Below are 8,566 nucleotides of genomic sequence, written 5' to 3'. Positions count from 1 at the left end.
TCCGAATATAGAACATAGACGGTGAAAAGCACTTTGGAGTCCCGATTCTCTTCCATCTTACTTCATCAATGATTTACCTAACAAAAAAAGGGCTGACTCTCAGTTAAGAAAATCAGCCCTTGTAGTGGCGGGGACAGGATTCGAACCTGCGACCTTCGGGTTATGAGCCCGACGAGCTACCAGCTGCTCCACCCCGCGGTGTAGATCTATAATATAGGGGGTAAACCCTACCCATGTCAAGCTTTATTTTGGATATTCTGAAATAAAGGTTCTCACACCCGGAAATGCCCGCCCTGTTTCATGAGCCTGTTTACCTCTTCTATGTAGCCGAGGGCTTTGTCTTCGTTGCGGACGGCGATCTCCGTTACCAGGGCGTTTACCACTACCGAGAGGGCGGCGATGCTGTTGGTGAAGAGCAGGTTCTCACTTTTCACGGTGAGGCTGTGCGTGCAGTGCTCCGTTATCGGGGCGGTCTGTATGTCGGTGATGCCGATTACCTCGACGCCGCGGGCACGGGCAAGGGCCGCTACTTCTATGGTGCGGCCCGAGTAGGGCGGGAATGAGAAGCACACGAGCACATCCCGCTCGTCCATGAACAGCACCTGCTCCTCAAAGCTGAGGTGACCGCTGATGACCGCCTGCGCCCGAATCGCGACCTGACACAGCGAGTAGGCCGTAATCTGTGCTACAAGGGCCGAAATCCCGAGACCGTAGGTATAGGTCACGCGGGAGGCCGCGATACGCTCCGCAACCCGGTTGAAGTCCTCAAGGTTGAGGTTTTCGATGGTGCGGTTGATGTTGCTCACATCCTGCTGCGCGACCTGATAGACCGATTTGCCCGCAGAATGACGAATCAGCTGAAAGCGGTCGGATTCCGAAAACCGTTTTTGTACCGAGGCCTGCAGCGCGTCCCTGAACAGCATGAAGCCGTCAAAACCCAGGCGCTGTGCAAACCGCACAACGGTCGCCTTTGATACGCCGCAGCGCTCCCCGATTTCCACGACTGAGAGGAAAGCGGCCTCGTTCAGATTTTTGATGAGAAAGTCGGCAACAGCTTTCTGATTACGCGGCAGCTGATCATATTCGGAGGCAATCATCCGGATCAGTTGTTCGGCGGAGTACTCTTTGGCAGGTGTCATGCCGGATAATAGCCTTTTTTTTATTCTGACGGCAGCAAAATTCCGCTCACCCGCATCCCGTCCCAGCGGAAGCGCGCGCCCGGCGGCAGGATTTGCGTCACAATGCCGCGCGCACCCAGATTTCCATCCGCAAAAACGCCGCTGTCAGCGGCGCTTGCGTCGAGCAGAATCACCTGACTCTCCCCTACTACTTCGACCCAACCGTCGCCGGCAAACCAGAGCGCGGTCGCTTCGTCGATGCCGGCGGCGTAGGGGGCGCCTTCATCCAGCATCACGTTCAGCAGGCGGTTGAGGCGGCTCCGGCGGATGAAGTGCTGATCCACAATCATGTTTTCGACCAGTCCGAGGCCGGGCGTTGTAATCACGTTTTCATGCCGGATGATGCCGAAGGGCTGCCTTACCGCGTGCCGCTCATCCCCGGTGATCATCACGGCCGACTGTACCGCGGTTCCGGCGCTCGTGCCTGCAATTACGGCGCCGTTTTGCCAGGCTTCGTGTACGGCTGCGCGCATGGCTTCGGTGCCGAAATAGTGCATCAGCTGCCGCTGATCACCGCCGCTGAACCAGATGCCCGAGGCCGTGCGAAGCTGTTCCAGAATTTCGGGCCGGTCGATGTCCTCATCCTCCAGCATCATAATTTCGACAGATTTCGCACCGTAGCTCAGAAACATATCGCGGTGCTCCCAGCCGATGGTGTCGGCAATGGCCGAAGCCATCGGCACCACAATCATGGTCGAATCGGGACTCAGGCTCACAATCAGCTCCATGATTTCAGCCGGACGCGGGCCGCCTCCGATCATCACGAGGTTTCCTTTGGCCGAAAAGCTTCCCTCCGCCAGAAACGGAGCTTCGTCATGGGCTGAGGTGCAGGCGCCAAGGCCCGTCATCATCCATCCCAAAAATAGAAATAACAGTAGGTTGCGGTACATAGCATTCGGTTTGGTTACGAGGGATGGCATCACGCCCTCAAAAAAGTTCGGGACTGATTCAGCAGGGCGCGGATCAGCGAGAGACAGCTCTCCATATCACGAAGCAGGATGAATTCATCGTCGGCGTGCGGGTTTTGGGCGCCTATGCCGAGGTTCACGGCCGGGATGCCGGCGGCATTCAGGGCGTTGGCGTCGCTGCCGCCGGAGTAGGTCACGCCCAGGGGCGTAAGGCCTGCCTCCATCATCGATTCCCGGATGAAGCGCACGAACGGGCTTTTCGGATCGAGCCGGTAGGGCGTAAAATCGGGGGTGATGCTGAAGCTGAGCTTCCCTCCTGTCCGGGCGGCTTCTTCTTCACAAAGGTCGCGGTACTGCTTCAGCACGCCATCAACAGCTTCGGCGCTGAAGCCGCGGACCTCGCCGGTGAAGCGGCACACGGCCGGGATCACGTTGCTCAGGCTGAGGTCGCCGCCGCGGATGCCGCCGATGTTGGCCATCACCGCTTCCGGATGCGGCCATTCGCCAATGCGGCTCAGGCTTCGGGCAGCCATCATCACCGCGCTTACGCCCTTGTTGGGCCGCACTGCGCTGTGTGCCGCGCGGCCGGTAAATGCGGCCTCAAAAAGGCTCATGCCGGCACAGCTTTCGATGTACGCACCGGGCCGCAGCGAGGAGTCAAGCACGACGGCCTCACGCACCTTCCAGGGGGACAAATCCAGCGCTTTGGCGCCGAGCATGCCGGCTTCTTCGCCTACGGTGCATACCAGAAACAGGTTTGGGCGCGCTACTGTGGGGAGGCTTTCGTACTCCCGCAGCAGGCGCATCAGCAGGGTGAGGCCCCAGCGGTTGTCGGCCCCGAGCTGCGTGGGGCCGGCGGAAGTCACCCGGTCGCCCTTCACTACGACCTCCGTTACGCCGGTGTCGCGCACCGTATCGAGGTGTGCGAGAAAAGCGATGGCGGGTTCAGCCGGCCTGAAATCTTCCGGTATGATGATCAGGTTCCCCTGATTGCCGCCCGTTTTGGCCGCCGCATCATCTTCGGTGATCTGCACCTGAAGTGCCGCAAGCTGCTGTTTTACATAAGCAGCGATGCCGCGCTCGTCGCCGGAGCGCCCGCTGATGGTCGCAAATGCCGCAAATTCCCGGATGAGCTCCTGCAGTTCTGCGCTTAGCGCCGTTTGGGCTACCCCGTTCGACGGACCTGCCGGCAGAGTTGCTGCTACCTCCTCATTTTGTTGCTTTTTCAAAAATCCTCCGATTCCGTTTAGAACGACAGTGAAACACTCAGCCGCTGAATGCCCGGCAGATATTCGTGCTCTGACCATGAGTAATCAACATAAACGTTGTACCCGCTAAGGTCAATCATGAGTCCGGTGCCGACCGACCATTTTTGATCGGGGTTGTTGAAGGTGTACCCGCCCCGGCCGAATACGCTGGCAAACTCCAGTTTAAATTCCAGCTCGGTACCGAAGCTGAGCATTTCGTAGTTGTCGCTCGGGTTTTTGAGGTCAGCCGCCACGCGCCACAGCAGGTAGCGGGTATCGATTGCATCCATCACCGCGCCCACCTGAAAATGCAGGGGAAGCGGGAAGCCAAGGGTTTCGAGATTGGCGAGCGCCCTCCGGCCCGGCGGCTGTGTCGGGTCGTTGCGGTCTGGCACAAAGAACGCGAGATCGGAGCCGCTGTACTGCATGTCGGGGCCGAAATTGCTGACCGTCATGCCGAGGGTGAGGTTGCGGTAGCCGAAGTTGTACTGCGTGCCGATATCAAAGGCGAGCGCGCCGGCACGCTGATTCCAGATCTGCTGACTCACATATTTCGCGGAAACGCCGACCGAGAACTGCGGGAGCAGCTTCCGTGCGTAGGAAACGCCCACCATCAGGTCGTTGGCGTCGAAGAAGCGGCCGGTGCCGTCGGGCTGATCAACGGTCGTGATTTCCTGCTCGGGCACGCTCAGGCTGATTACGCTGAGGCCGAACACCCCGAGGTTTCCGGCGCTGAGGGCGGCGGCAAACTGATTAATTTCCACGTCGGCCCACCACGGGATATTGGTGAAGCTCACCGAGCCCCGCTCCACCTGCGTGATGCCGGCCGGGTTCCAGAACAGGGCCGTTGCGTCGTTGGCGCTTCCGGCGAAAGCGCCGCCCATGGCTTCAGCCCGCGCCCCGGCATTGATTTTCAGAAACTGCGCCCCGCTCGTACCGGCGTTTACGGACTGCGCCACCGCGCTTTCACTCCAAACCATCAGCAAAAGTGCGGTGAGGAGCAGGCTTGTTTTCAGGATGATGTTGGTCTTCATGCTTGGCTCCTCCTATTTGATGACCGCAAAGCGGCTGATGTGATCGCCCACGTTCGAGCGGACCATGTAGATGTACACGCCAGGCGCGATTTCCCGGCCCGATTCGGTGCGAAGGTCCCAGCCGATTTCGCCGGTTGCGTCGTTTTTCTGCAGCGTTTTGATGCGCTCTCCCGCCATGGTAAAAATGTGGATAGTTACCTCATTCGGCAGATTCCGGAAGCGAATCAGGCGCTCGGGCTCGCGCCGGGTGAGGCTCACATCGGGCTCCCAGGCGTTGCCGACCAGGTACGGGTTCGGCACCACGTTGATGCGCGAGAGGATGTCTTCGCTCGCATCGGTACGCACGGTGCCGGCATCTTTTTCGTAGCGGTAGATGTCGTTTTCGGTCGGGAAACGCACCGGTGTTGTGGTGATGCTGAAAGTCGCCCCGACCAGACTCTGCGGCTGAATGCCGTCAAGATCAAGGGTGAGGGTGAAGCTGAAGCGCGCCAGCTCGATGAGTCCGCCGTTGGGGATGCGGAAGGTGCTCTGCTGATTGTTGCTTTGCCGGGTGATGCGCACCTCGATGCTGTCCGCCTCAATGGCCCGGATTTCACCGAGATTGGTGTCGCTGATGAGCGCGCCGAAGCTTGCATCCGCAATCTGCACAGAAAGCCGGCTTGAGGAGCGCGTGATCTGAAACGGATTGTGCCGCAGGGTGATGCCCACGCCATCGCTTGTGATGAACTCGCGATCGCGCAGGTATGGCCGCATCGGCAGCACAACTTCGCCGCTGTTGCGGCTGCGGACTTCCAGCGCGGGGATGATGCGGAGCACGTCGCCGGACTGCGGCCGCAGCTCCGGATCGTCGGAGCCTTCCAAAAAGGTGAAGGCGATGTGATCCTCCTCGATTTCGTAGCGCTGACCCGGCACGTAGGCCTCATTCCGGATGCGGTTCCGCCCGGCAGCGTCGTTGCGCACCGAGAAAATATCGGAAGAATTCCAGGTGACGGTAAACGTGGTCGGCGGGGTGAGCGCCGGATCAAGCGGCTCCGAAATGACCTGCGTGAGGATGGTCGTTTCCGGCTGACCCATGCGGCCAAAGGTGATGTCGTACTCGCCGAAATCCAGATCGAGGGGGTTGAGGATGCGCAGGAAAACCGAATCGGTTGAGGCGCCCTGCACATGGTCGGCAAGGCGGACCTGCGAGCCGAGCCAGTCGCCGGCAATGGTGCGCGGAGTTACGACCGCGATGTTGATTTCGTCCTCGTTGCTGCCAATGGGCGTTGCAAGCGAGCCCAGATCAGGCAGCCCGCGGTCGTAGGCCACCAGACTGTACCAGTAAGTGAAGCCTTCCCGCACGGTATCATCCACAAAAGAATATTGGATGCCGTTTTCATCATCCTTGTCGAACACCGCAATGGGGACCGGATCGGGACCCACGTTCGGGTTTCGGTTGCGGTCGATCTGATCCCAGGTGCGCCCCTGATTGATGGAGCGGTATAGCCGGTAGCCCTGAAAATCGAACTCTCCGGTGAACGGATCGGGCGCGGTTTCGGAGCGGTTGTCCCAGGCGAGGGTCACGGAATTCTGATCGGCGTACGCGCGCAGCTCAGGGCGCGGCGGCGGCGAGGGCAGCAGCCAGTTGTTGGCAAATGACTGATGCACGTTTTCGACCGTTTGGCGGATGCCGGCATAATCGGGCCCGGCAACAACGGCGATCACAAAGCTGAGGGTGTCGCCCGGCGCGATGGTGTATGGCCCGGAGGCAGAATTGTTTACCAGATCCATGCCCGTATTGGGGATCAGGCTGACGTCAGAAATGCGGCGCCCCGGCTCAACCGGATGAAAAAACTGCGGCCAGAGGGCTTCGGGCACCATGTCGTAGTTGGAAGTGTACACGCCGTAAAACCAGTCCGGGTTTTCGTCGAGCAGCGGGGTATCCTGCCAGAGGTTGTAGTGCAGGTCGGTCATGCCGAGGCGCTGACCGTTCACCTCGGGTGTCGAAACCCAGGTGAGGCCAAAATGCCCGGTCGGGCCTCCCCAGTCCGGCGAGAAGCCGTTATCGAAATAGTAGAAAAAATCGAGGTCCTCATCCAGACCCATGCGGTCGTTGAGGTAACCGGCGTAGTCGGTTCCGGCGCGGTTGCCGATATCGAAATCGCTGTACATGCCGAAGTACATATCCTCGTAGGTGTTGTTGCTGTGATTCACCACATCGAAGGTGAAAATCACGGCATCGCGGATAAGCGGCGATGAGAAGGAGTAGCCGGTCTGATACACGCTGATATTCAGAATCTGCTCCCGGTTCAGGCTGTCGTTGTAGGCGGCGAAAGTGTCCTGATCGGAAATGATGATGGGGTTGCCGTCGGCATCCTGAACCGGCCAGCCGCGTGACGGCCAGGTGGTGGGATCGGTTGAGGTCGCAACCCGGACGCTTTCCGGATTGTTAAAGCCAAATTCGGCCTCCCATTCCTCGTTGGCCGTGTTGCGGCCCTGAATCACGTTACCCGGAAACAGCACGACGGGGTTGAGCTGATAGATGTACTCCTGCTCGGAATTGATGGGGTACTCGCCCGAAACGCCGATGGCGCTTGATCGGGCGTACAGCTTGCCGCGGTTTTCGATAAACATGCCAATGTTGCTCCGGTTGTGCGTGGTGAAGCCGCGGTCCTGAATGCCCTGCAAACCGGCATCCGTGCCGGAAGCACTTCCGCTGCCGCCCGGATTTTTGGCCTCAGCGCGCGCATCCGAAGCGCTCTGCTGTACCTGCGCCAGTGCCGGCTGCGGCCCGGTTACGAGCACGGCGGCCAGAACCAGCACGAAAGCCGACATCCCCCTAAACCCCAAAAAGCGGGCCAGACCGGAAAACGGGTTCAGGGCACGGGACACATCACCCTTGTACATCACAAATCTTAAATTAAATGATTTCATAAGCTTGCTTAAAAGGTGTAGCGGATGCCAAAATTCGTGGTGCGGGGCGGATACCAGTTGTTCGGGTTCAGGATCCATTCCTCCGACTGCGGACGCAGCGTGAACTCATCGGGCCGGCCGGTATCGGTGTACACGTTCCGCACGTTGCGGCGGTTGGTGAGATTGGTGACGTTCGCGAAGACCGCGACCTGCTGCGATCCGGAAATCCGGAAGCTGCGGCTGGCAAAAAGGTCGATGTTGTAGGTGAAGGGCTGACGCTCGCTGTTGCGCTCCACAAAGCCGATGTCGCGCCCGGTTGGCGTGTACGGGAAACCGGATGCACCGCTGATAACGAGCCCGATAATGGTGTTCGCGAGCGGACGAAGATTGAAGAGCTGCGGGCCGTCGTTTTCGCTGAATTCGAGATTGGCGCGCACATTGAAGAGGTGCCGCTGATCGAAGTTCAGGAAATACAGGCGCGTATCGGGGATGCGGCGCGGGAAGCCCTCAAGCTCGGAACTTGCGCTGCCCTTGGCGATCGAGTAGGTGTAGGAGCCGAGCACGTCGAGGTTGCGGGTGAGGCGAAGGTCGGCGCTGAGCTCGAAGCCGCGGACGTTGGCGTAGGCCTCGTTCACAAAAAAGGAGTACGAAGTGAAGGCCGGACGCCCGTTCACGAGCTGCCCCTGCGCGACGTACTCTGTACCGATCAGTCCGCGGATATCTTTATAGTAGGCCGAGAGGGTGACCGCCGCGCGCTCCGAAAACTGATGAATGAGGCCGAACTCGTAGGCGGTTGTGCGCTGCGCATCGAGGTCGGGCGAGCCGAATAGCGGCTCCCGCGTGCCGAATTCATAGAAGTTGTTCTCGAAAATGAAGCGGTAGTCCGGGTTCTGGAAAAAGCGGCCGTAGCTGAAGCGCAGGATGGAGCTGGCCGAAATAGGGTGCGAAATACCGATGCGGGGACTCAGCTGATAGATGGGGCTTGAGCTGACCTCCGACTCCGGCCGCAGCGGATCGGCCCGGAAGTTGCTCCGCTGATTCGCGAAATCGAAGCGAAGGCCGATGTTGAGCACGAAGTTATCCTGCTCGATTTTATCCTGAATGAAGACCGCGCCCTCGTACGGCCGCTGTCCGCTTACATCCGTGATGTAGGGCTGCACGGCCTGAATGTTGATGATTTCGAACCAGTCGATGTTAAACTGCTGAAACTGAAGCCCGGCCTTAATTTCGTGCGTGTTGTTGGGCGCCCAGATGAGGTCCGTGCGGAAGTTGACGGTGCTCGTTGTGGTTTCCTCACGGGAAGTCGG

At 59.4% G+C, this 8,566-nt stretch carries 5 protein-coding genes, 1 tRNA gene and 1 pseudogene; all 7 read right to left on the bottom strand.

Annotated features, from left to right (window positions below; translation table 11 throughout):
- Nucleotides 1-125: 125 nt before the first annotated feature.
- A tRNA-Met gene (locus tag LAT75_RS14195) sits at nucleotides 126-198 on the bottom strand.
- 74 nt (nucleotides 199-272) lie between these two features.
- A complete protein-coding gene (locus LAT75_RS14190) occupies nucleotides 273-1,139 on the bottom strand; it encodes a MurR/RpiR family transcriptional regulator (protein WP_291483339.1) in 867 nt (288 codons plus the stop codon).
- 20 nt (nucleotides 1,140-1,159) lie between these two features.
- Nucleotides 1,160-2,068: a cyanophycinase gene (locus LAT75_RS14185; protein WP_291483338.1), complete on the bottom strand. Its 909-nt coding sequence runs from the start codon at nucleotides 2,066-2,068 to the stop codon at nucleotides 1,160-1,162.
- 29 nt (nucleotides 2,069-2,097) lie between these two features.
- Complete coding sequence (locus tag LAT75_RS14180) at nucleotides 2,098-3,315, bottom strand: M20/M25/M40 family metallo-hydrolase (RefSeq protein ID WP_291483337.1); 1,218 nt, start codon at nucleotides 3,313-3,315, stop codon at nucleotides 2,098-2,100.
- 17 nt (nucleotides 3,316-3,332) lie between these two features.
- A complete protein-coding gene (locus LAT75_RS14175) occupies nucleotides 3,333-4,367 on the bottom strand; it encodes a PorV/PorQ family protein (RefSeq protein WP_291483336.1) in 1,035 nt (344 codons plus the stop codon).
- A gap of 12 nt (nucleotides 4,368-4,379) precedes the next feature.
- Nucleotides 4,380-7,280, bottom strand: a complete 2,901-nt coding sequence (locus LAT75_RS14170; RefSeq protein ID WP_291483335.1) for a hypothetical protein — start codon at nucleotides 7,278-7,280, stop codon at nucleotides 4,380-4,382.
- An 8-nt stretch (nucleotides 7,281-7,288) separates the two neighbouring features.
- Nucleotides 7,289-8,566: pseudogene (locus LAT75_RS14165) on the bottom strand (TonB-dependent receptor); the annotation flags it as partial.

The sequence above is a fragment of the Cyclonatronum sp. genome, assembly GCF_022565315.1.
Taxonomy (GTDB): domain Bacteria; phylum Bacteroidota; class Rhodothermia; order Balneolales; family Cyclonatronaceae; genus Cyclonatronum.
The sequence above is the reverse complement of the archived record's forward strand: the minus strand, read 5'-3'. Positions and strand labels throughout refer to the sequence as shown.